This window comes from Furfurilactobacillus rossiae DSM 15814, from assembly GCF_000428925.1.
Classification (GTDB): Bacteria; Bacillota; Bacilli; order Lactobacillales; family Lactobacillaceae; genus Furfurilactobacillus; species Furfurilactobacillus rossiae.
In genome coordinates this window covers 112,866-135,158 of record NZ_AUAW01000005.1, presented here as the reverse complement: position 1 = coordinate 135,158, position 22,293 = coordinate 112,866, and the positions used below count along the sequence as shown (strand labels likewise).

Genomic DNA, 22,293 nt, shown 5'->3' with positions numbered 1-22,293 from the left:
CTTTCTTCATTAATTAACCGTTTCGGTTTCACTTCACACTAAAGTGGCCCGTTGCCACAATTAGCCGGTGCCCGTAAACCTCGTCCTATTTTACCACGATTTGAGTTCAAACCTGTTTTCCTTATTAAAGACTTCATTTTTATGGCTGTGGTAAAATCAACTTGTTAAACTACATAGCGCGAACACCGGTGAACAACGGCCGATCACACAAAATTCTTGGAGGATGACATCATGAAATTTGTATCATGGAATGTTAACGGATTACGGGCAGTTTTAAAAAAGGGCTTTGAGCAAACGGCGATGGATTTAGATGCCGATGCTATTTGTATTCAAGAAACCAAGATGCACGAGGGTCAAGCAACAGTCAACCTCCCCGGCTATCATCAATACTGGAATTATGCCGATCGTCCGGGTTACTCAGGCACGGCCATCTTTACTAAACATGAACCGGTAGACGTCACCTACGGCATTGGCGTCGATGAATACGATCACGAAGGTCGCGTGATTACGTTGGAATACCAAACGTACTACTTGCTCACGAGCTACACACCTAACTCTGGTCAAGAGCTTAAGCGGTTAGACTATCGTGACGGCTGGGACGCTGCCTTTTCCACTTACGTAAATGAATTAGCAGCTAAGAAACCCGTCATTTTTTGTGGCGATTTAAACGTCGCTCATGAAGAAATCGACCTCAAGAATCCTAAGACAAACCATCAGCATGCTGGCTTTACAGACACTGAGCGTGACAATTTCACGGCTTTACTGGGTACCGGCTTTACGGATAGTTTCCGGCACTTCTATCCCGACCTAACCGGCCAGTATTCGTGGTGGAGTTACCGCTTTAATGCTCGTAAAAACAACGCCGGATGGCGAATTGACTACTTTGTTGTATCAACGCCTTTGATGGCTAAAGTCACTGATGCTAAAATCCTTAATGATGTGCTTGGCTCTGATCACTGTCCGGTTGCTTTAGAAACAGAAGTGTTGGACTGATCCCGGTTCGTTAATCAGCACCCTGCCTAAACCCGTTAACAGATTTCTTTACATTTAAACGTGAAGGCCTTAGACTGACATAATAAATTTAAGTTTAACGTTACCTAACGATTAAGGAGGCTTAGCGTCGTGAATTTTGTCGCAATGGATTTTGAAACTGCTAGTGCCCAACGCCACAGTGCGTGCTCATTGGCACTGACCATCGTCAGACAAAACAAGGTCGTCGATGAATTTTATACGCTGATTAAACCCGACACAGAATTCTCTTGGCGCAATACGCAGATTCATGGCATCCATGCGAGTGATGTCGCGGACGCGCCAACCTTCCCAGAAATCTGGCCGCACATTAATCAGTTTTATACAAACAACCAACTTGTCGTGGCTCACAATGCCCCATTTGATAATGGCGTATTAAAAAGCACGTTAGCTCATTATGACCTAGCACCAGTTCATTACTTGACCTTAGACACGGTCAAAACAAGCCGTCGCTTTTTTCCGGAATTTCCAAACCACAAACTTAATACCGTCAGTGAACGGCTTCACGTTAATTTGGAACATCATCACAATGCGCTAGATGACAGTTTGGCTTGTGCCAACATTTTAATCTACCAAGATCAACAGTTTGGTGCATCCGCAATCAAGCCATTTGTAAAATTACAATAGTCGGTCTTGATTCTCGCAATCTGCCATCGACAATAAAAATCGTCTCGTCATCAGATGTAAAATCTGTGGCGAAACGATTTTTGTTTGCGCTTTTACATAACTAATACTAACAATGTATCGATTGACAAGCGTGAAGCCACCTGTTCTCAGTGACATTCACACATATGGCTACGCCTGACGCCCATGATGAACAGTTAACGTCATTTCCTGGGCAGGCACCTCATCTCCGACAGCATTCACGACAGAATCAGAATGAGTGACCTTAAACCCTAAATTGCTATATAACCGTTTGGCATACGTATTCTCCAACTGGACGGTTAAAACAATGTTTGTCAGTGAACTAGCCGTTTTTGCCCAATAAAGCATCTCTTCCATGAGGGCTGATCCCAATCCCTCATTCCAATACGACTTCAGGATGGCTACTCCGATTTCGCCAACCGTTTCATTTTTAGCAATGATACTAGCAACACCAATTAGCTGACCGCCATAATCCGCTACCATCAGATGATTTTGTGGTGAACTGATCATCACCCGTAATTGAGCGGCTTCCTCTTTGACAGACAAATGTGCCAAAGCAGGATCAGCAGTGAACGTGGTAGATTCCTTTTTTAAATCTTCCAATAAGGTTAGCAGATCTGCTGCATCATTTTCAGTAACAGGCCGAATGTCTACAGTTGGTTCACTCATCGTATTGTGCCTCCAATTTATCAGTCATTTTTTGATAGTGTTCACCTTGTGGGTCAAACGTTAGGGTGCGTCGATCAATATTACTTTCATCACGGTGCAAATGAATCGTTAACCGTTCGGCCGGCAACTCACCCTTAACAAACTGTGACCACTCAACAACACTGACACCTTGTCCGTTAAAATATTCATCGAGGCCCAAATCATCACCACCGCCATTTTCCAGTCGGTATACGTCCATGTGATACAGTGGCAAACGGCCTTCTTTATACTCACGAATGATGGTAAACGTAGGGCTTTTAACGTACCTGTGAATGCCCAAACCGGCTGCCAAGCCCTTGGTCAGGGTCGTCTTACCAGCACCAAGATCGCCATCCAGTAAAATAACATCGCCCGCAGACACCAGCTCTGCAAGATGTCGTCCAATAGCCTGTGTTTCTTCGTCAGTCTTCGTGGTGATTGAAAACATGTGTGATTCACTCCTCAAACGTACTTAACGCGTCATTCTTTGAATAAAAATCGCCATCCCAAAGCAAGTGGAATCGCGATTAATTGTGACCTTATCTAACTACTTAACGGATTGTGCAGCAGTGATGATAGCAACTTTATAAACATCCTCTTCGTTACAGCCACGAGAAAGATCGGATACTGGTTTGTTCAAGCCTTGTAAGATTGGGCCGATTGCTTCAAAGCCACCAAAGCGTTGGGCAATCTTGTAGCCAATATTACCAGATTGTAGTTCAGGAAAGACAAACACATTCGCGTGACCAGCAACCTTTGAGCCAGGTGCTTTGGCTGCTCCAACCGTTGGTACAAACGCAGCGTCGAATTGTAATTCACCATCCAATGCCAAATCAGGTGCCTGTTCATTGGCCAACTTAGTAGCCTCTTGAACCTTAGTCACCATGTCGCCCTTAGCAGAGCCCTTGGTTGAGAAGCTCAACATAGCAACCTTTGGATCAATATCAAAAACCTTCGCCGTGTGGGCTGATTCAATGGCAACTTCGGCCATGCCAGCAGCATCTAATTCAATGTTAATGGCACAATCGGCAAAGACATAACGTTCGTCACCCTTTTGCATCACAAACGCACCGGAGATTCGTTTGACACCTGGCTTAGTTTTAATAATTTGAAGTGCCGGGCGAACTGTATCACCAGTTGGGTGAACGGCACCGGAAACCATGCCATCAGCTTGATCCATGTAAACCAGCATTGTGCCGAAGTAGTTAACGTCTTTTAACCAGTCCGCCAACTGTTCACGCGTATTTTTGCCGGCACGACGGTCAGCGAGAGCATCAAGCATGTCCTTTTTCTTATCTTCAGGATATGTTTCTGGATCAATCAATAATACGCCGCTGGCATCCAAGTTGTTGTCAGCTGCAGTCTTTTCGATATCAGCCTCGTGTCCTAAAATAATTGGCTTTACCAAGCCATCCTTGGCCAATCGAATCGCAGCACCCAAGATTCGCGGGTCCTGACCTTCTGGAAAGACAATGGTTTTGTCTTGACCACCAATTTTATCCTTTAAACTATCAAATAAATCCATGCGTGATTCCTCCAATAATTTAGTCTAATTACCCATTTTTTAAATCCGCCATCGAAACTGAGGCAGGTAGTTGCCAATTAATGGGATTCTCCCCCATCGCAACCAACGCCTCATTCGTTTTCGAAAACGGTTTGGAACCAAAAAAGCCACGATATGCAGAGAGCGGACTCGGATGTGCTGATTGCAACACAATGTTAGTATGCGTATCAATCAGCTTAATCTTATCACGAGCAGCACGACCCCAAAGAATGAAGACAACCGGTGTCTCACGTTCTGACAATCGTTTGATGGCCGTATCGGTCAGGCGCTCCCAGCCTTTTCCAGCATGAGAGAATGCCCTGCCATCCCGAACCGTCAGAACGGAGTTGAGTAGCAGCACGCCCTGTTGAGCCCATGATTTTAGAAAACCATGATTCACTGGGGCAATCCCCAGGTCATCCTGCAATTCCTTATAAATATTTTGAAGCGATGGTGGTACTTGTACACCTGGCATCACGGCAAAACTCAGACCAAATGCCTGATGCGGTCCATGATACGGATCCTGTCCTAAAATAACCACTTTAACATCTTGAAACGGCGTCCATTCGAAAGCCGTGAAGATGTGGTTCATATCAGGATAAATCGTTTGCGTGCGGTATTCCTGCTTCAAAAAATTGTGTAACTCTTGGTAGTAAGCCTGTTCAAATTCAGGCTGCAAAATATCCCACCAGTCATTATGAATAAACGGTTTCATTCCCAGCACCTCAACGTTTATTGTAGCAGACCTCTAGCGTAAAATACATTATCAACTAACTGTCTTCACCAATCTAAAAGATAGTCGAGAGAAACAACGAGTTTCCCACAGTTCAGAGCGTGGACCGTGTTACAATCAAACGTAGACAACAGTTTACTAAATCACTCGTCCTTATAATGGAGACTAATCATGCGTCAGTTATACATTAGACAAACCCCGGGCGTTTTAAACGGTGTCCGCCCTGTATTAGACGTTCATCGACAAACACTCTACCTAATTACTGGTCAATTTGGCTGGTCACGGGCACAATTAATTGCTTCTTCTGCCTCAGGTGAAGTTCTGGCGGAAGCAAAACAACTCTCTTTAGGTATTATGCCAAAGTTTGCCATCTACTTTAATGGTAAAGAAGTTGGCTCCGTCCGACGCACATTTGGTTTTTGGCGTGAGATTATTTATATTCATGGTCTTAACTGGGTCGTTATGGGCAACCTCATGTCTGGAAAATACAAAATCTACCATGGGACCCATATTATCGCCAACATGCGCCCAGTTGACGGTGCGGACGGTGGCTATGATCAACTCAGCGTGGCTAACCATTCCGCCGAACCTGTCTGCTTGCTAATTGCGGCAATCATGGATCGTTGGTCCAAACAAAATGGGCGGCGGCGCCTCGTTCATAATCAGGCTCTTCGTTTGGGGCAAGAACCAAAAACTCTTGGACCCGAATATCGAGAAAAGGAATAAATTAGTAAAGAAATTCGCTGTGATTATCGTTATTTGACGAGTCACGGCGTTTTTACGTGCGACAAATGCCGTTATATCAACGTTTCAAGGAATAGTTACATGTTTGTAATCAGGCCCATTGCCGTCACTTCGGCAACCCTTTAATAATTTTCGAGTTATAAACATTATCATGTTACAAAATATTTCAAAAGCATCTTTATGTGACAAAACACTCTGATTTTGTAATGTCTACGGTATTTCGTTGTTATTTACACCATGTATAGTAGGCATCGTTGTTTGGAAGAGAACAACACCCCAGCCACGAATCCTCGTGAGGGGTTGCCAAGCGCGTCGCCAATTAAGATGCGACGCCATACACAATATAGGAGTGAAAATTTCTACATGAAGATCAAACAAATTTTGTTAACTACTTTAAGCGCCGGTGCTTTATTAGCCGCTGGAACTGTTGCCGCAAACGCAGACTCAAACGTTACTGTTAAGAGCGGAGACACTGTTTCCGCATTGGCACATGCCAACAACACAAGCATTGATGCAATCATCAACGCTAACCAGTTGCAAAACCAGGGAGACTTAATCTACGTTGGTCAAAACTTGATTATCCCTGACGGCACTTCCAACACTACAACAACTACGACAACACAAACTGCAGCTCCTGTTCAACAACAAGCTGCCCCAGTTGCACAAACACAAACTGTTGCTAAGACACAAGCTCCAGTAGCCCAAACAACTACGCAAGCTGCTCCTGCACAACAGACTGCCCCTGTTCAACAAGCTCAAACTACACAAGCTTCAACTACACAAAACACACAGGCTGCCTCAACTTCAACAGCTTCATCATCTGACGAAGCTGCCATGGCTTATATCGCTGCCGGTGAATCTGGTGGTAGTTACAGCGCCCGTAACGGTCAGTACATTGGTAAATACCAATTGAGTGCTGACAAGTTGAACGGTGACTACTCTGCTGCTAACCAAGAACGTGTTGCATCAGCTTACGCTGTTTCACGTTACGGTTCATGGTCAGCTGCTGCTGCCCACTGGGCTGCATACCGCGGTTGGTAATCAACTGTTAATCTAACAATTATGCTCTGACTTAAGACCCATCTTCGGATGGGTCTTTTTTTGTGACCTCTTTTAAACTCCTAAAAGTACACAAAAAAAGATCCTGCAATTAGCGCAGAATCGTTTTCTCTTACTTATTCTGTTCATTATTCACTGTCTCTTCTGTCGTTACGCCGACCAGAAACGCCGTTCCCTGGGGACCGGATTCAACCCGCCAAAAACGCGGTTTTCATCCTTAATTATGAGCCGAAAAACACGTCTCATAAGTCATCCCGCCACACTAAGCGGCCAAATTCCTGCCGCCAAGTGTGGCCGACACGGAACTATGTTTCTGGTCAGCTGCACTCCTATAGCTAACGATATTTGACTAGCGGCCGGCAGTCGCAATTGACGCGAGCCAAATACACCAAACACTCTACAGTAGCTGAAGGGCGTCAACAGTGATACCGAGCAGTGTAGGTAACGTTAATTCGAGCGGTTTACTCGAATTTAGGTTACGGACGGTCGCCAAGACTCGGCTTTTCACGAGGCTTGGCGGCGAGGTGAAAGACTCCGAATTTTAGAAGGCTTGAACCGGTCCCACGGCGAGCGTGTCACTGTTGACAACCGTAAGCGGCAGTACAGACCCTACAAAAGTAATTATCGTCGACGCGACAATGCACGATCGATATCGCGTTGTTGATCGCGTTTTTTCAGTGTCTCCCTTTTGTCATAAGAATGCTTCCCTTGTGCCACACCAATCAACACCTTCGCAAAACCATGTTTGATGTAGACCTTCAATGGCACAATGGTCATCCCTTTTTGAGATACTGCCGACTGTAACTTGCTAATTTCTTTTTGATGCAACAACAGCTTTCGTGTACGTAACGGATCGTGGTTAAAACGATTTCCCTGCGTAAACTCGGCAATATTGACATTCATGAGGTAAGCTTCCCCATCTTTAATCGACACAAACCCGTCACCGATCGTGATTCGAGCCGCCCGAACGGATTTAATTTCCGTACCGGTCAGTGAAATACCAGCTTCATATGTGTCGAGAATCGAATATTCATGACGCGCCTTACGATTATTTGCCAGCGCGTCGTTGCCAGTTTGTTTTCGTTTGGCCATATTCACGCCTGCCTTTCGTTCAGCATTTTGGTCTTAAACTTACTTTTTCCGGTCACCGTGAAAATTGGTCTTACCACTGCGACCAGCCTTATTGCGATTACTTTGATAGTGGTTAAACTTTTTACCACCATTTTTCTCATCACGTTTGGCATTGTTATGGAAGTTGCGATTACCACGGTTACCGTTTCCACGACGGCCACCATTGCCATGATTATCATGGGCAACACGAATGTCTGTCGTTGGCGCAGTCCGTGGATCCACAATGGTAAAGTCCACTGCGGCAGCATCCTTATCGACCTTCTCCAAATGAACCCTGATTGGCTGGCCAATTTGGAAGATGTGATGATGCCGTTCACCGATCAATGCTAAATGGCTTTCATCGTAATCGTAAAAGTCATCCTTCATGTTAGAAATGTGAATAAGTCCTTCAACCGTGTTTGGTAATTCCACAAACATCCCAAACTTCAAAACGGAACTGACAACGGCATCAAAGTCTTCACCAACGTGATCAGCCATGTATTCGGCTTTCTTCATGTCGTCGGTAGCTCGCTCAGTATCGATTGAACGACGCTCGCGTTCAGAGGTATCTTGAGCAATCTGCGGTAGCTTATCTGCGTATTTTGCCTTAGCAGCATCACTATCACCGTTTGCTGCATACCAGCGAATCATCCGGTGGACCATGTCATCTGGATAACGTCGGATTGGTGACGTGAAATGCGTGTAGTATTCAGCGCCAAGACCAAAGTGTCCTAGTGGTTGATCTGAATATTTCGCCTGTTTCATAGAACGAAGCATCATGGTCTGAACCATCTGCTCTTCAGGTGTTCCGGCAACTTCCTTTAACACGGACTGTAACATCTTCGGTTTCAGGTTGTTTGGATCACCCTTGGCATTAATGCCAAAGACATTCAACAAGTCAAAGAAACTCTTTACCCGATCACCATCTGGCGTTTCATGGACACGGTATAAGAACGGTACGTGCATCCGGTCATAATGTTCAGCGACGGTTTCATTAGCAGCCAGCATAAAGGATTCAATCATCCGTTCTGCCAAACCACGTTCACGTAGCTCGATATCGGTTGGATGCCCCTCCGCGTCAACAATGATCTTTGCTTCTGGAGCATCAAAGTCAATTGCACCACGTTGGTGGCGTTTCTTAACCAAGATCTTGTGTAGTTCTGCCATCGTTTCAAACATACCAACAAGGCTGTCATAACGTTCCATGGTTTTGGCATCATGGGCTTCCAAAATCTTATTAACGCCCTTATAAGTCATCCGCGCATGACTCTTCATCAAGCTAGGATAAATCTTATGACTAACGACCTTACCAGTGCCATCAATTTCCATGTCACAGGTCATTGATAAACGTTCAACACCCTCGTTCAGTGAACAAATGCCGTTTGATAAACGTTTGGGCAGCATCGGAATAACGCGGTCGGTCAAATAAACAGAAGTTCCACGTTTGTAGGCTTCTTTATCAAGCGCAGAGCCTTCCTTCACGTAGTAACTAACGTCGGCAATGGATACGCCCAAATGATAATTACCATTAGGCAACTTCCACGCAACGACCGCGTCATCCAAGTCCTTACTTTCAATACTATCGATGGTAACTAACGGTTGATCGGTAATGTCAACTCGACCATCCTTGTCAGCTTCCTGCACCGTATCAGGAATTGCATTTGCTTCATCCAGTACCTCCTGCGGAAATTCGGAAGGCACATCATGAGCGTAAACGATTTGAAGAATGTCGATACCCGGTTCGTCAGCGTTCCCAATCACCTTCGTGGCCACACCACTTAGCAACTGTGGATCGAGATCTGTTGGATAACCGGTAACATCGGCCGTGACAACTTCTCCATCCACTGGATGAATGCCGCCGTCGAGCACATCAAACGTATAACTGCCGAGTTTTTTGTCTTTAAGGAGCACTTCACCAATCACACTAGGTAGCTTGGCGTCACGTTTGGACCTAAACTCACCAACGATTTGTGTGTAGTGACGCTCAGTTACTTTTGTTACTTCACCTTCAGGCCCCCGATCAGACCCCGGTTTAGACGGTCGTAAAATCTTCATTTCAACCGTGTCACCCGTCATTGCGTGTTTGGTGTGATCTGGATTGATGTAAGCATCTGGTTGTTCGTCATCATATGCGACGAAACCAAACCCCTTGTCGTTACCATGGAAAGTTCCTGATAACCCAGCTGCCACTTTAACAATGGCCCACTTACCTGTGTCCGTAACGGCCACTTTGCCGGCACGTTCCAACCCAGCAAGTGCCTGCACGCTTAACGTGAACTCCGCTTCTGATTGTTTAAGTGCAGTGCCGATTTCGGCCGCTGTAAACGACCCCTCCTGATTGGCGTTTAAAAACGTCAAAATTTGTTGTTGTAAATTGCTTTCTGTCATAATTACCTCATTTTTACTTTCGCGTTAGGTTAAAACAGTCGTTCAAGAAATTTCTCAACGTCTGTTTGCAATTGGTGATGCGCGTTATTTACTGTTAAAACATGGCCTGCGTTCGGATACAGCTTAAACGTGACATCTTTATTTAAACTCTCCATTCGTTCATTAAAAGCCGCCCCACTGCCAGGATCAATCATTTGATCCGCATCACCCTGGGCGATAAAGAATGGCTTATTAATCATTTGTAAATTGGCTGCCACTTGTGTTTGGACAAAGTCTTCAATGTCGCTCAACTGTTCTGGATTGTGCTGAGCTAACCAGTCGAGACTTTGTTGCTTTTCATCCGCCGACATTTGTGTGCGTGAATAAATTTTGTTGCTCAAACTTAAAAAGCTTTGCGGCACGTTCGTTTGGCCCACCCGAATAACTGGCGATGCAAACGTCCCACCGCCGACTAACGTGCTGTCAATTTCCAATAAGCGCGTTGCAAACAAACCGCCCATGGATAGACCAAAGACTGCAATTTGTTGATAGCCATGTGCTTTTAGAAAAGTCACTGCATCTTGGGCGTTCTTCAGCCAAGCGGCCACACCGCCCCTTGTAATAATATCTCTGGGCTCCATGGTGCCATGACCAGCAAACATTGGGGCATATACTGTATAACCATCACGCGCCAATCCGCGCCCAATCATCCCCATGTCATTGCTACTGCCAGAATATGCATGCAGTAACAAGACTGCGTTTGCACCCGCCTCAATAAACAGTGGTTCTGGTTGACGAAAATGAATTGTCATTCTTTCCATCCTTTCATTGAAAAATTGCATGAAAAAAAGCCGGGACTAAGCCCAGCTTTGTCATACATCAATGAAGATGGCACGAGGCCATCACCAATTTGTAAACGTTAGTCGTCAAAAAACAAGCCTACTTATGCGAGGACAAGTACACTAACGCCAAGGCAATAGCAAAGAACAAAATGCCAAGGATTACTGTAACCCGTTGCATAAAGCCTTCAAAGCCCCGTGACTTTTGTTGAGCAAATAAGTCGTTTGCACCGCCGCCAGACAAGGCACCTAATGCATCATCTGTTTTCGTGGGTTGCATCATGACTGCAATAACGATTAAGATTGCGATCACAATCAGTGCAGTTAACAAAAAATTATACAAAGTGGTTCCTCCCATTCAAACTTCGCGGTATGTCTCAACTAATTTAACATAAAATGGTGGGGATTGCTAGTGCAAGCATACTACTAGGCGCATGCAAACAGGTAATCCTTCAGTCTTCACCGCGCACACTAACTTGCTCTGCCATCCCCGCAATTCGTTCACGAATAAAGGCCCGATTATCGTGTTGTGTTTCCACAATCAGGGTATCACCAGCACGCAAAATCGTATCACCGTGCGGAATAATCTGCCGTTCGCCACGATGAACACCAATCAATAGAGCATTGGCTGGCCATCTAAATTCCCGAACTTGATGGCCAACTAAAAACGAACCATCGAACACGGGCACTTCAATTCGATCCGTAAACCCTGCAGCGCGCTCTGCCGTTGGTGACAACATTCGTCCCAATAAGGATTCGTAAATTGGCGCGCCACCACACACATCTACTGTAATATAGGCAACTAGACAAACCACGGCTAATGGCATTAGGTGTTGTAATGACCCGACCATTTCCGTAATCAACAGAATCGCCGTAAACGGTGCTTTTCCGATTCCGGCAAAATACCCTGCCATCGCAAAAATAACTAAGTTGACCACATAAATACTCGGCAGCAATCCCATCATGACCATCGCACGGCCATAGATTGCACCAATGACAGCACCTAACGTTAAAATCGGTAAGAAAATGCCGCCGGGTAATCCAGAACCATACGCCACCATCGAGAATACGAACCGCACAACAAACAGCCCGATGAGCACCCAGATTCCTGGATGAATGTGCGCCAAATCCAAAATAACACTATTACCGCCACCCAAACTGGATGTCCACCACCAACCAACAGGAATGGTGAGTAACAGTGCCACGACGCCGTCTAAATAACGTGGCAGTCTTAACTTAGCGTACCAACTTGGCAAACGCAGCAGGACGGTTTGATACAACCGCCCTAACAATCCCAAAATAATGCCCAGTACAATCAAATGGCCGTAATCACGTAATGGTAATCCGCTGGAATACGGAATATGTAAGACCGGCGTTTGCCCGAAGAACCCCAGCGACACGAAGTTTGCGACGACAGCACTGGTCAACGACGTCAGCCAAACTAACGGTGAAAAGTTATGATAAATTTCTTCCAAAACAAATAGTGTGCTGGCAATCGGTGCATTGAATGCCGCTGACAACCCTGCTGCTGCGCCACTAGCGATTGCAACCCGGCGATTAGTTCCTTGATGACCACGAAGTGTGGCATAACCTTGCCCCACAGCAGCCCCAAGTTGAATCGAAGGACCTTCCCGACCCAACATCAGACCAGAACCAATCGCTGCAATACCGCCAACAAACTTTTTCCAGAGTGTTGGCCACCACGGCTCGTCGAATTCCCCAGCTAATTGACCTTCAACTTGAGGAATCCCTGACCCACTAATTTGTGGACTGGTCTTAACCAGCAGCCCCACTAAAATGCCCAAAACAACCATGCCAAAAAGCCACGGTACAATTAACCAAGGTTGGTGATGCATCGCTACATAGCCAGTTTTGACCAGATTAAGACCGTGTTCAATCGCCAGGCGAAACAAACTAACGATAAGACCCGTCATTAATCCAACCGCTAACCCTGTGATGACAGTTCCAACCCGTGTTAGATCGAGCGAAAGTCGACGTTTACTTTTTTTCTTCAAATGATCATCTCTCTTTTTAGGACAGTTTTTATAGGAACGTTCGATTATACTCATTCACAAAATATTCAATAATCAACCGGACAGGCTGATCATCAATTACGTTTAACTGCTCAGGTAAAAGCAACTGTGTCTTCTTTAAATTATAGTAATCAGTCAATACTTTCGTGAGATTCAAACTATGGCGCAATAAAAAGTGACGGTCAATTAAGCCGCGCACCATCACGCGATCTTGCAATAATAAAACATCCCACTGATACGTGCGAAAGAGACCACGTTTTACACCGGTCTCGAAATAAATAATTGCTTGCTGCTGTTGCTGATTAAGTGCATCTTGCAAATTTCGATAGTCTGAATCGTTGGCTGATTTCAGATCACTCAAGAATTCATCAGAAATTGTTCGCGAAATTGTCAAAGATTGATCGAACAGCATTTGAAACTGACGAAAAAAGTTTGCCACATCCCCATTAAGCTGAGGAATGTCAAGATCCTCTATGTAGTCTAAGTACAGCTTAACAACGGCATGCACGATGTCTTCTTTCGAGCTGAAGTATTTATAAGCCGTTCTTCGCGAAACACCCATTACTTTAATCAGGTCATTCATTGTTAGCTGATTAAAGCCTTCCCGCATGAAAACAACGGCCATGCGTTCTAATAGCGCGTGCCGTTTTGCCACCTCATGTTGTGTTGCCATTTAGCTCCCCCGTTTCATTGTTGCCAAAAACATTCAAATTTAGTATAGGTGAACAAAGTAAACACATTAAGGACTTCATGTATATTTCAGTTTTTCTTTTAAATCTTTAGAAATTCATAATCTATCAAAACTTGGCGACAAAAAAACTCCCCACTTCGAAAAGTGAGGAATTTTATTATCATAACAACCTATTTCAAGACGAAATTACTTGTTGATGATGGCGTTACGAGCTTGTTCACTCAAGTTGTAGAATGAGTGGATGCCCTTGTATTCAGCGGTTGTGCCTAATTGGTCTTCAATCCGCATCAACTGGTTGTACTTAGCGATCCGTTCAGTCCGGCTCATTGAACCAGTCTTGATTTGGCCGGCGTTTGTAGCAACAACCAAGTCAGCAATCGTTGTGTCTTCGGTTTCACCAGAACGGTGAGAAACGATGGCAGTGTAGCCAGCTTCTTTAGCCATTTCGATAGCTTCAACAGTTTCAGTCAAAGTACCGATTTGGTTCAACTTGATCAAGATAGCGTTAGCAACGCCCATCTTGATACCCTTAGCCAAGTAGTCAGTGTTAGTAACAAACAGGTCGTCACCGACAAGTTGTACTTTCTTACCTAACTTAGCAGTTAAAGTTGCCCAGTCATCCCAAGTGTTTTCATCCAGAGGATCTTCGATGGAAACGATTGGGTACTTGTCAACGATACCTTCAAGTAAGTCAGTGAATTCTTCGGCAGTGTAACTCTTACCGTCACCAACTAAGTCATACTTCTTAGTGTCGGTGTTGTAGAATTCTGATGCAGCACAGTCAAAGGCAATTGAAATGTCCTTACCAGGTACATAACCAGCCTTGGTAATAGCTTCAACCAGAATTTCAAATGGTTCTTCATTGTTCTTCAAGTCAGGTGCAAAACCACCTTCGTCACCAACGGCAGTGGAGTAACCACGGTCGTTTAAGATGCTCTTCAAAGCGTGGAATGTTTCTGAACCATAACGAACGGCTTCTTTAATTGTTGGCGCACCAACAGGCATAATCATGAATTCTTGGAAGTCAACCTTGTTGTTGGCATGCTTCCCACCGTTGATAACGTTCATCATTGGTGTTGGCAGAACGTGCGCATTGAAACCACCTAAGTAGTTGTAAAGTGGAACTTCAAGTTCGTCAGCAGCTGCACGGGCAGCGGCTAATGAAACACCTAAGATGGCGTTCGCGCCTAATTTACCCTTGTTTGGTGTACCATCAAGCTTGATCATTGCTTGGTCGATAGCAACTTGGTCAGTAACATCGTAACCAACAATTTCCTTAGCGATGATGTTGTTTACATTATCAACCGCTTTAGTAACACCCTTACCTTGGAACCGGCTCTTGTCGCCGTCACGTAATTCAACAGCTTCGTGTTCACCAGTTGAGGCACCTGAAGGAACGATTCCACGGCCCATTGCACCACTTTCTGTGTACAATTCAACTTCAACAGTTGGGTTACCGCGTGAATCTAAAACTTCGCGTGCATAAATATCTGTAATAATAGACATCTTATTCTCTCCTTATATGGGTAAATGTAGTCGCAATGACTTCCCTACTATTATATGTGTTACGCGTTTCACTATCAAGATTATGAGCAATTATTTTCCGGGATCATTGCTAATAAGTTCCAGAAACGATTCAGGTTGAAGACTCGCATTGCCGACCAAAACCCCATCGACATCCTGTTTCTGCATGATCGTGTTTATATTTGCAGGCTTAACAGAACCGCCATATAATACCCGCACTTCATCAGCAATTTCATCATCGTAAACGTCTGCGACCGTTTGACGAATCAGATAACAGCCTTCCTCAATTTGATCTGGTGATGCAGGTGTGCCAACACCAATCGCCCAGCTTGGCTCATACGCAATAATCGCAGTTCTTGCCTGCTCCTCATCAACACCCTTTAACGCTTCGATCACCTGAGCCACAACCCAGTGAACAGCATCATTAGATTCTCGCTGTCCCATCGTTTCATCACAACAGATGATTGGCCGCATATGGTTCCGAAAAACGGCCTGAACTTTTAAATTAATCATCTCATCGGTTTCACGGAAAATCTTCCGACGCTCCGAATGTCCCAAAATAACAAAATCAACGCCAGCTTTACTTAACGCATATGGACTGGTTTCACCGGTAAACGGACCGTTATCCTCAAAGTAACAATTTTCTGCGCCAACTTCTAAAGGCATGTCGCGAGCCTGATCAACCATTTGCTCTAAAAACAAAGCAGGTGCACAAATAGCTGTTTCTAACTGCATCGCATTAGGTAAATTGCCTCTAATTCCATTTACAAACGATTCTACTGAGTCCGCAGTCTTATTCATCTTCCAATTTCCAACAATCATTGGAATCCGCATGGGTTAGCCCCCTCTTCATAATGGGTCTTGGCATTACTCTTTTAATCTGTCAAAGCACTCGTTGCCAAACGAACACTCACAACTCTTTCTCCTACACATGCATTGTAGTGAAGTCAGTCCTAAAAAGCTAGTTTCACCTTGCCTTGCTAAGCAGTAACAGGTCGTTGCGATGACCGAAGACGCCGTTTCTTGGGGAACGTTTCAGCCCGCTGAAGTACACGGTCTTCAACTCGATTCTGAACCGAAAACCACGTTTCAGAACTCGTCCCACAATACTAAATGGCAAAACCCGCCATCAAGTATTGTCGACACGAAACTCTGTCTTCAGTCATCTCCACTCACATATATGTTAACGATAGTGTAGACAAATTAATTAATCCGATTTCAAATCTTCTTCTAAACTAGATTTTTTGGGCTGATTCAAGGTTATATGAATATGAGCTGGAGGGCGTCAACATTGAAATGTAGTCGTGAAAGTGACGTTAATCCGGTGTATTTCCAGATTTAGGTCACAGACGGGCTTGAACCGGTCTCACGACGAAGTTTCGATGTTGACAACCGCAAGCGTCCTTAACCACTCAAAACGCAAAAACGCCCGCCAACCTGTTAAGAAGCAGATTGAAGGACGTTAAGTAGAACGGTATTAAACTAAATTACTTGTCACTGATTGCTGCAATCCCAGGTAAAGTCTTACCTTCAAGGTATTCAAGGGAAGCACCACCACCAGTAGAGATGTGGGTCAATTTGTCAGCAACACCCAATTGTTGAACAGCAGCTGTTGAGTCACCACCACCAACAATTGTCGTAGCATCCAAGTCACCTAAGAACTTACCAACAGCCAAGGTACCCTTAGCAAAGTTTGGCATTTCGAAGACACCCATTGGTCCGTTCCAAACAACGGTCTTAGCATCACGCAAAGTGTTTTCAAATAATTCAACAGACTTTGGACCGATGTCAAGAGCCATGTAACCATCAGGAATTGAACCATCAACAGTTTCTGCAGGTGAATCATTCTTGAATTCCTTAGCAACAACAGAGTCGATTGGCAATACAAGCTTATCGCCAGCCTTTTCAATGATTGCTTTGGCTGTGTCGATCTTGTCCTTTTCAAGCAATGAGTTACCAACTGAAAGGCCTTGGGCAGCGAAGAAGGTGTAAGCCATCCCACCACCAACGATAACCTTGTCAGCTTTGCTCAACAAGTTGTCGATGACGCCGATCTTGTCAGAAACCTTAGCACCACCCAAGATAGCAACAAATGGGTGAACAGGGTTATCAACAGCGTTACCTAAGAACTTGATTTCTTTTTCCATTAAGAAACCAGCAGCAACTGACTTGCCGGCTGCCTTCATGGCAGTTGCGATACCAACGTTTGAGGCATGCTCACGGTGAGCAGTACCAAAGGCATCGTTAACGAAAACGTCGCCAAGTGAAGCCCAGTATTGACCCAATTCAGGGTTGTTACCGGATTCCTTCTTGCCATCCAAATCTTCAAAACGAGTGTTTTCGAATAACAGAACTTCGCCGTCTTTCAAGTTGTTGATGGCGTCTTCAAGTTGTGGACCACGGGTAGTTGGTACAAACGTTACAGGTTTGCCCAATAAGTTACTCAAACGTTCTGCAACAGGACGCATGGATAATTCCTTTTTGTCCTCTTCAGTCTTAACACGACCTAAGTGACTGAATAAGATGGCACGGCCACCGTGATCCAGAACATAGTTAATCGTAGGTAATGCAGCCACGATTCGGTTGTCGTTACCAATCACGCCGTTTTTAATCGGCACATTAAAGTCAACACGCATTAAAACTTTTTTTCCAGTTAAATCTAAATCAGAAACAGTTAATTTAGCCAAAGTAGTTTCCTCCCAACGATTTTTGCGTACGCATATATTTTAACGATTTTTAATGGTAAAAGCCACTCACAGCCCAATTTTCTGAAAACAAACACGACTATTTGTGAATCATTCCACTAAATCATTCAAAGAAAAAGGCGGGCGGAGTCTCCCTCCTCCCGCCTTTGCCACATCTAATCAAAAACGTAATGATTTAAATTAAGCTTCCAAAGTGGCGAACTTCAACAACGTACGGATCATGTTGCAAGTGAAGCCCCATTCGTTGTCGTACCAAGCAACAGTCTTAACTAATTGGCTGTCACCGGCAGTTGTAACTTCCGTTTGAGTTGGGTCAAATACGGAACCATGTGAATCGTCGATGATATCGCTTGAAACGATTTCGTCGTCGTTGTAACCAAAGGCGTCGTTACCTTCAGTGTGCTTCTTAATAGCTGCGTTAACTTCGTCAGCAGTAACTTTCTTGTCCAGAACAGTTACTAATTCAGTTAATGAACCGTCAACAACAGCAACACGTTGTGCGTGTCCTTGTAACTTACCGTTCAATTCTGGGATAACCAAACCAAGGGCCTTAGCAGCACCAGTTGAGTGAGGAATCGTGTTAACAGAAGCAGTACGGTTGTTACGAGGCTTTGAACCACGAGGGCCATCAAGGATTGATTGAGTTGATGTGAAGGCGTGAACCGTCGTCATCGTACCAACCTTGATACCGAATTCTTCGTTCATGAAGTAAGCCAGTGGTGCAAGACAGTTAGTCGTGCATGAACCAGCGGAAACGATCTTGTCATCGTTGCTCAAAACGTCCAAGTTAACACCAGGAACAACAGTTGTGATCTTACCAGCAGGTGCTGAGATCAGAACACGCTTTGCGCCGGCATCCAAGTGGGCTTGTGACTTTTCTGCTGAAGTGTAGAAACCAGTACATTCAAGCACGTAGTCAACACCATCGTTCTTAACCCAAGGAATGTTCTTTGCATCGCGTTCTGCGTATACAGGGATTTCCTTACCGTCAACGACAATGCCCTTGTCCGTTGAACTAACTTCACCAGGGAACTTGCCATGAGTGGAGTCATACTTGAGTAAGTAAGCCAACATTGAAGGTGTAGTCAAATCATTGATTGCAACAACTTCGATGTCGCTAGTGTTCAATTCGTGGATCCGCTTTAAAGCTAAACGACCGATACGGCCAAATCCGTTGATACCAATTTTAACAGTCATTGGTGAACTTCCTCCCTTAAGGAAAATATATGTTTAACACAGATGTAATTATATGACAATCGGCCAAAACCTGCAAACGTTAGACTTGTTTTCACAAGTGCTTTCATTCGTTTACATTTGATTGTTTCATAAGCGTGACGCGCCTTAGCAGAAGATTCTTCCGTTTGCTAAAAGTTCAAATTCTTACCAAACTCTAAGCGTATTTGTGTGCCATCTTGGCGGCCACTGCAGCAGCAATCGCGCCAATGATGTCGTCAATAAAAGTATTGACCTGATCAGTCTTCTCTTCATCCAGCCGTTTGATAACGCCTTCCTTGACCTTATCCACATAACCATAGTTGGTCACACCGATGGTGCCATAAATGTTGGCAATGTTGAGCGCCAGTCCTTCATCGACACCAAACACGCCGGCATCATTTCTGATAATCGATTCCAGCGGCTCCTTCAGTTGATTTTCAGTTGCCAATCGATCCAACTCAAGCGCCACCATCACGTTGTTCATCACTTCGCGTTTGTGGAGTACGTCCTCAGTTTCCGTTTCAAACTCACTGAGCGGAACATCTGGTAAATATTCGCGTTGCATGTCCTGTGTGATTGCAGCAATCTCTTTATAGGTAATATTTTTGGCTGCTAACTGGTCAGTCACCAACTTATAAGCAGCCTGATCTGGATATTTAAATGATGAGTTATTCATATTTTTATTGTCATTCCTTCCGTAAATCTAAATGTGTTGACCGATCAGCTCAGTGAGATGGAGCCCCTGCACACCTATTCTAGCGTACACACATTGCGCAAAAAAAGCATGTTTGACGGGTCAAGATTCATTGTATTATTGCAAAAAAACAGGGCGACCACATAATCGGCCCCCTACTTTTAGTCCTGTTCAAAATTTCGTGCTTTCACGTTGAACCAACCGCGTACCCAAAACAATCTTCTTAGCTATCGGATGATCACCTTTAGCAATTTCCTGAGCTAACTGAACCGCCGCTTCACCCATGTGATTAGTCGCGACGTGCACCGCAGTTAATCCTGGAATCGCATAACTGGCGATTGACGTGTCATCAAACGTAACTAGTTGAACACAATCAGGCACGCTGATGTTAGCTTCGTTCAACGCTTTCAACGCTCCAACTGCCATGGCATCATTCGTAATGATAAACCCATCTGGCAATTGCGCCTGCAAGTCACCAATCAAAGCTTTCATCTGTTGGTAACCCGATTGACGCGAATAATCGCCTTGTGTAACAAACGCCTCATTGTAATCCTGACCCATTGCCATCTGAAAAGGCGCTTTTCGTGGATCCTCAATGACTCGCTGACGATCCGTGGTCATCTCTGTGCCGCAAATCATCCCAATATGGCGAACACCGGCGTCAGTTAAGTGATGAACCGCATCGCTTATTGCATATTGAAAATCCGTAACAACCGAATCATAACCTAATCCCATTGCGTCGAAATCCACAAATACAATTCGATCCGTAATGCCCGTCAATTTAAGAATTTCAGCTTGAGAATATTTTCCCAGTGCAATGATCACGGATGTATCGTCGTGAATCTGATCCAAGGAACCAGCAAAGACCGTTTGAACGCGAAAACCTGCTGTCATTGCCGCATGCTCAATACTGATGCGAATTGACATATAGTAAAGATCTTCCATTTCCTGCATCTGGGAATACCATTCAACCACCGTGATTTGTTTGACCACGCTAGTTTGATGATTCCGCTTGCGTTTGGAATAATTCAGCGCCTCGGCAGCCTCAAAAATCCGTTGCCGCGTTTCTTTGCTAACCGCCATCGTCGCATCATAGTTCAGCACACGAGAAACAGTCGCAAGTGAAACATTTGCCCGTGTTGCAATATCTTTCAGCGTTGCCACTGTCTCTCACCTTCCCACACATTCAAGATATTATTCGATTGCTTTAATAAACCGAGCTTGTGCTTCACGACCAGCAGCATCCCACTTGAATACGCCAGCATCCTCCAAAACGCGACCAAAGACTTTACCAATCGCATCGTCGACTACTTGTTCAACATTATCACTTGTAATGGTGTTGTTTTGTTTGATCTCTTCCGCCCAAGTGCGGTGATATTCAGCCATATCGTTTGGCTGATCCAACAAGAATTTTTGAACTTCTTGCATTTCGGTCTTCAAACGAGCAGGCAAAATCGCACGGCCCATAACTTCGATTAAACCAATGTTTTCCTTCTTAATGTGCTGAACGTCCTTGTGCGGATGGAAAATGCCATCCGGATAATCGGCGGAAGTTTGATTATCCCGCAACACAATATCGAGAACAAATTGATCCCCATTACGATAAGCAATTGGCGTAACCGTATGATGACGGGTCTCACCGTCATATGCTTTTACAGAAACGGCTGGATCGTCATAGTGATTCCAAACTTCACGGATATGTTCGGCAGCATCGGCGACGTTCTGCTGGTTAGCGCCGGTCAAACGAATTGTCGACATCGCCCATTTCACAACACCACATTTAACGTCTGGATAATCAGCTAATTTAAACGTTGAAGCAATCGGTGCCTTCATCATTGGGAAGTTGTGCCGCCCACCTTGATAATGTTCATGGCTCAACATAGAGCCACCCACGATCGGTAAATCAGCGTTGCTACCAACGAAATACTGTGGAAATTGCGTAATAATCTCAAACAAATTAGTAAATGTTTGCCGATTAATTTTCATCGGAACATGTTGTTGATCGAGGAAAATCGCATGTTCGCCAAAGTATGCATATGGTGAGTACTGGAAGCCCCATGGACGACCGCCAACCGTTAATCGAATGACCCGGTGATTACTTCGTGCAGGATAACCAAGGCGACCTAGGTAGCCTTCATTTTCCAAACATAACTGACAAAGTGGATAGCCGCTCGCTGCTGTGTGGGCAGCTGCCGCAATCGCTTTCGGATCCTTTTCCGGTTTGGACAGGTTGATTGTGATTTCCAAGTCGCCAAACGTTGTCGCTGAATTAAAGACAATATTCTTTGCGATTGCCTTTGTCTTGATATAGTTATTGGCTTTACTCAAACCGTAAAAATATTTTGTTGCTGCTTCAGGGCTGGTCTGATAATCTTCCCAGAAACGTTCATTCACTTTACTTGGCCGCGGTGTCGTCAAGTCCATCAACTGCGCATCCAATAGTTCGCGGGCTGTTTGATTATCTTCGATTTTACCGTTTTCCACGGCGGCATTAACCAGCGCCTCACTGATAGCTTCAACACCATCGCCTTCTAAGGCAACAGCCATTTCATCACCAATTAAGGCAAAAATTCGATTTCTCAAATAAACCCGATCCAACGGTTCCGCCGCACCATTCTGCACGGCTAAGCTAATTAAATTCTCTACTGCATCTTCTACCATTAGTGTCACTCCTA

The 22,293-nt window shown here is 44.7% G+C and carries 21 protein-coding genes; 4 read left to right on the top strand and 17 right to left on the bottom strand.

Annotated elements, in window-relative coordinates; translation table 11 throughout:
- Positions 1-231: 231 nt before the first annotated feature.
- Positions 232-993, top strand: coding sequence for an exodeoxyribonuclease III (locus G400_RS0104215; protein WP_017262234.1), 762 nt, complete (start codon positions 232-234; stop codon positions 991-993).
- Positions 994-1,122: 129 nt separating this feature from the next.
- On the top strand, positions 1,123-1,656 hold the full coding sequence (locus tag G400_RS0104210; protein ID WP_017262233.1) for a 3'-5' exonuclease: 534 nt from the start codon (positions 1,123-1,125) through the stop codon (positions 1,654-1,656).
- A 168-nt stretch (positions 1,657-1,824) separates the two neighbouring features.
- On the opposite strand, the gene G400_RS0104205 is transcribed toward G400_RS0104210, so the two are convergent.
- The 4 genes from G400_RS0104205 to G400_RS0104190 all read right to left on the bottom strand — a co-directional run bounded on the left by G400_RS0104205 (position 1,825) and on the right by G400_RS0104190 (position 4,619).
- Positions 1,825-2,343, bottom strand: coding sequence for a GNAT family N-acetyltransferase (locus G400_RS0104205; RefSeq protein WP_017262232.1), 519 nt, complete (start codon positions 2,341-2,343; stop codon positions 1,825-1,827).
- Positions 2,336-2,809, bottom strand: coding sequence for a tRNA (adenosine(37)-N6)-threonylcarbamoyltransferase complex ATPase subunit type 1 TsaE (gene tsaE / locus G400_RS0104200; protein ID WP_017262231.1), 474 nt, complete (start codon positions 2,807-2,809; stop codon positions 2,336-2,338). Before tsaE ends, G400_RS0104205 begins: the two co-directional genes overlap by 8 nt.
- Positions 2,810-2,908: 99 nt before the next feature.
- A complete protein-coding gene (pta, locus tag G400_RS0104195) occupies positions 2,909-3,886 on the bottom strand; it encodes a phosphate acetyltransferase (protein WP_017262230.1) in 978 nt (325 codons plus the stop codon).
- A 28-nt stretch (positions 3,887-3,914) separates the two neighbouring features.
- Complete coding sequence (locus tag G400_RS0104190) at positions 3,915-4,619, bottom strand: uracil-DNA glycosylase (RefSeq protein WP_017262229.1); 705 nt, start codon at positions 4,617-4,619, stop codon at positions 3,915-3,917.
- A gap of 189 nt (positions 4,620-4,808) precedes the next feature.
- Between G400_RS0104190 and G400_RS0104185 the strand changes: the two genes are divergently transcribed.
- Positions 4,809-5,363, top strand: coding sequence for an LURP-one-related/scramblase family protein (locus G400_RS0104185; RefSeq protein WP_017262228.1), 555 nt, complete (start codon positions 4,809-4,811; stop codon positions 5,361-5,363).
- 381 nt (positions 5,364-5,744) lie between these two features.
- Positions 5,745-6,422, top strand: coding sequence for an aggregation-promoting factor (gene apf / locus G400_RS0104180; protein WP_017262227.1), 678 nt, complete (start codon positions 5,745-5,747; stop codon positions 6,420-6,422).
- A gap of 639 nt (positions 6,423-7,061) precedes the next feature.
- On the opposite strand, the gene smpB is transcribed toward apf, so the two are convergent.
- The 13 genes from smpB to G400_RS0104115 form a co-directional block, all read right to left on the bottom strand.
- Positions 7,062-7,532, bottom strand: a complete 471-nt coding sequence (gene smpB / locus G400_RS0104175) for an SsrA-binding protein SmpB (protein WP_017262226.1) — start codon at positions 7,530-7,532, stop codon at positions 7,062-7,064.
- Between the two features lie 39 nt (positions 7,533-7,571).
- Positions 7,572-9,938: a ribonuclease R gene (rnr, locus tag G400_RS0104170; protein WP_017262225.1), complete on the bottom strand. Its 2,367-nt coding sequence runs from the start codon at positions 9,936-9,938 to the stop codon at positions 7,572-7,574.
- Positions 9,939-9,967: 29 nt separating this feature from the next.
- Complete coding sequence (locus G400_RS0104165; protein WP_017262224.1) at positions 9,968-10,729, bottom strand: alpha/beta hydrolase; 762 nt, start codon at positions 10,727-10,729, stop codon at positions 9,968-9,970.
- 127 nt (positions 10,730-10,856) lie between these two features.
- Positions 10,857-11,099 (bottom strand): preprotein translocase subunit SecG, encoded by a 243-nt coding sequence (gene secG / locus G400_RS0104160; protein WP_017262223.1) that lies wholly within the window; start codon positions 11,097-11,099, stop codon positions 10,857-10,859.
- 109 nt (positions 11,100-11,208) lie between these two features.
- The gene (locus G400_RS0104155; RefSeq protein ID WP_017262222.1) at positions 11,209-12,771 is read right to left on the bottom strand and encodes a ClC family H(+)/Cl(-) exchange transporter; all 1,563 of its coding nucleotides are present in this window, start codon (positions 12,769-12,771) and stop codon (positions 11,209-11,211) included.
- Between the two features lie 28 nt (positions 12,772-12,799).
- On the bottom strand, positions 12,800-13,462 hold the full coding sequence (locus G400_RS0104150; RefSeq protein WP_017262221.1) for a TetR/AcrR family transcriptional regulator: 663 nt from the start codon (positions 13,460-13,462) through the stop codon (positions 12,800-12,802).
- 204 nt (positions 13,463-13,666) lie between these two features.
- Entirely contained in the window at positions 13,667-14,986 is a 1,320-nt protein-coding gene (eno, locus tag G400_RS0104145) for a phosphopyruvate hydratase (protein ID WP_017262220.1), read from the bottom strand.
- A gap of 90 nt (positions 14,987-15,076) precedes the next feature.
- Positions 15,077-15,838 (bottom strand): triose-phosphate isomerase, encoded by a 762-nt coding sequence (gene tpiA, locus G400_RS0104140; protein ID WP_017262219.1) that lies wholly within the window; start codon positions 15,836-15,838, stop codon positions 15,077-15,079.
- A gap of 653 nt (positions 15,839-16,491) precedes the next feature.
- The gene (locus G400_RS0104135; protein ID WP_017262218.1) at positions 16,492-17,691 is read right to left on the bottom strand and encodes a phosphoglycerate kinase; all 1,200 of its coding nucleotides are present in this window, start codon (positions 17,689-17,691) and stop codon (positions 16,492-16,494) included.
- A gap of 198 nt (positions 17,692-17,889) precedes the next feature.
- Positions 17,890-18,906 carry a type I glyceraldehyde-3-phosphate dehydrogenase gene (gap, locus tag G400_RS0104130; RefSeq protein WP_017262217.1) on the bottom strand — a complete coding sequence of 339 codons (1,017 nt, stop codon included), beginning with the start codon at positions 18,904-18,906 and terminating at the stop codon, positions 17,890-17,892.
- Positions 18,907-19,099: 193 nt separating this feature from the next.
- Entirely contained in the window at positions 19,100-19,600 is a 501-nt protein-coding gene (locus G400_RS0104125; protein ID WP_017262216.1) for a phosphatidylglycerophosphatase A, read from the bottom strand.
- A 189-nt stretch (positions 19,601-19,789) separates the two neighbouring features.
- The gene (locus G400_RS0104120) at positions 19,790-20,782 is read right to left on the bottom strand and encodes a LacI family DNA-binding transcriptional regulator (RefSeq protein WP_017262215.1); all 993 of its coding nucleotides are present in this window, start codon (positions 20,780-20,782) and stop codon (positions 19,790-19,792) included.
- A gap of 30 nt (positions 20,783-20,812) precedes the next feature.
- The gene (locus G400_RS0104115; protein WP_017262214.1) at positions 20,813-22,279 is read right to left on the bottom strand and encodes a UDP-glucose--hexose-1-phosphate uridylyltransferase; all 1,467 of its coding nucleotides are present in this window, start codon (positions 22,277-22,279) and stop codon (positions 20,813-20,815) included.
- Positions 22,280-22,293 lie beyond the last annotated feature (14 nt).

Bases quoted from the DNA above. Each gene is read 5' to 3' on its own strand.
- G400_RS0104215 (WP_017262234.1), top strand. From the start codon at position 232: ATGAAATTTGTATCATGGAATGTTAACGGATTACGGGCAGTTTTAAAA.
- G400_RS0104205 (WP_017262232.1), bottom strand. From the start codon at position 2,343: ATGAGTGAACCAACTGTAGACATTCGGCCTGTTACTGAAAATGATGCA.
- tsaE (WP_017262231.1), bottom strand. From the start codon at position 2,809: ATGTTTTCAATCACCACGAAGACTGACGAAGAAACACAGGCTATTGGA.
- pta (WP_017262230.1), bottom strand. From the start codon at position 3,886: ATGGATTTATTTGATAGTTTAAAGGATAAAATTGGTGGTCAAGACAAA.
- G400_RS0104190 (WP_017262229.1), bottom strand. From the start codon at position 4,619: ATGAAACCGTTTATTCATAATGACTGGTGGGATATTTTGCAGCCTGAA.
- G400_RS0104185 (WP_017262228.1), top strand. From the start codon at position 4,809: ATGCGTCAGTTATACATTAGACAAACCCCGGGCGTTTTAAACGGTGTC.
- apf (WP_017262227.1), top strand. From the start codon at position 5,745: ATGAAGATCAAACAAATTTTGTTAACTACTTTAAGCGCCGGTGCTTTA.
- smpB (WP_017262226.1), bottom strand. From the start codon at position 7,532: ATGGCCAAACGAAAACAAACTGGCAACGACGCGCTGGCAAATAATCGT.
- rnr (WP_017262225.1), bottom strand. From the start codon at position 9,938: ATGACAGAAAGCAATTTACAACAACAAATTTTGACGTTTTTAAACGCC.
- G400_RS0104165 (WP_017262224.1), bottom strand. From the start codon at position 10,729: ATGACAATTCATTTTCGTCAACCAGAACCACTGTTTATTGAGGCGGGT.
- G400_RS0104150 (WP_017262221.1), bottom strand. From the start codon at position 13,462: ATGGCAACACAACATGAGGTGGCAAAACGGCACGCGCTATTAGAACGC.
- eno (WP_017262220.1), bottom strand. From the start codon at position 14,986: ATGTCTATTATTACAGATATTTATGCACGCGAAGTTTTAGATTCACGC.
- tpiA (WP_017262219.1), bottom strand. From the start codon at position 15,838: ATGCGGATTCCAATGATTGTTGGAAATTGGAAGATGAATAAGACTGCG.
- gap (WP_017262217.1), bottom strand. From the start codon at position 18,906: ATGACTGTTAAAATTGGTATCAACGGATTTGGCCGTATCGGTCGTTTA.
- G400_RS0104125 (WP_017262216.1), bottom strand. From the start codon at position 19,600: ATGAATAACTCATCATTTAAATATCCAGATCAGGCTGCTTATAAGTTG.
- G400_RS0104115 (WP_017262214.1), bottom strand. From the start codon at position 22,279: ATGGTAGAAGATGCAGTAGAGAATTTAATTAGCTTAGCCGTGCAGAAT.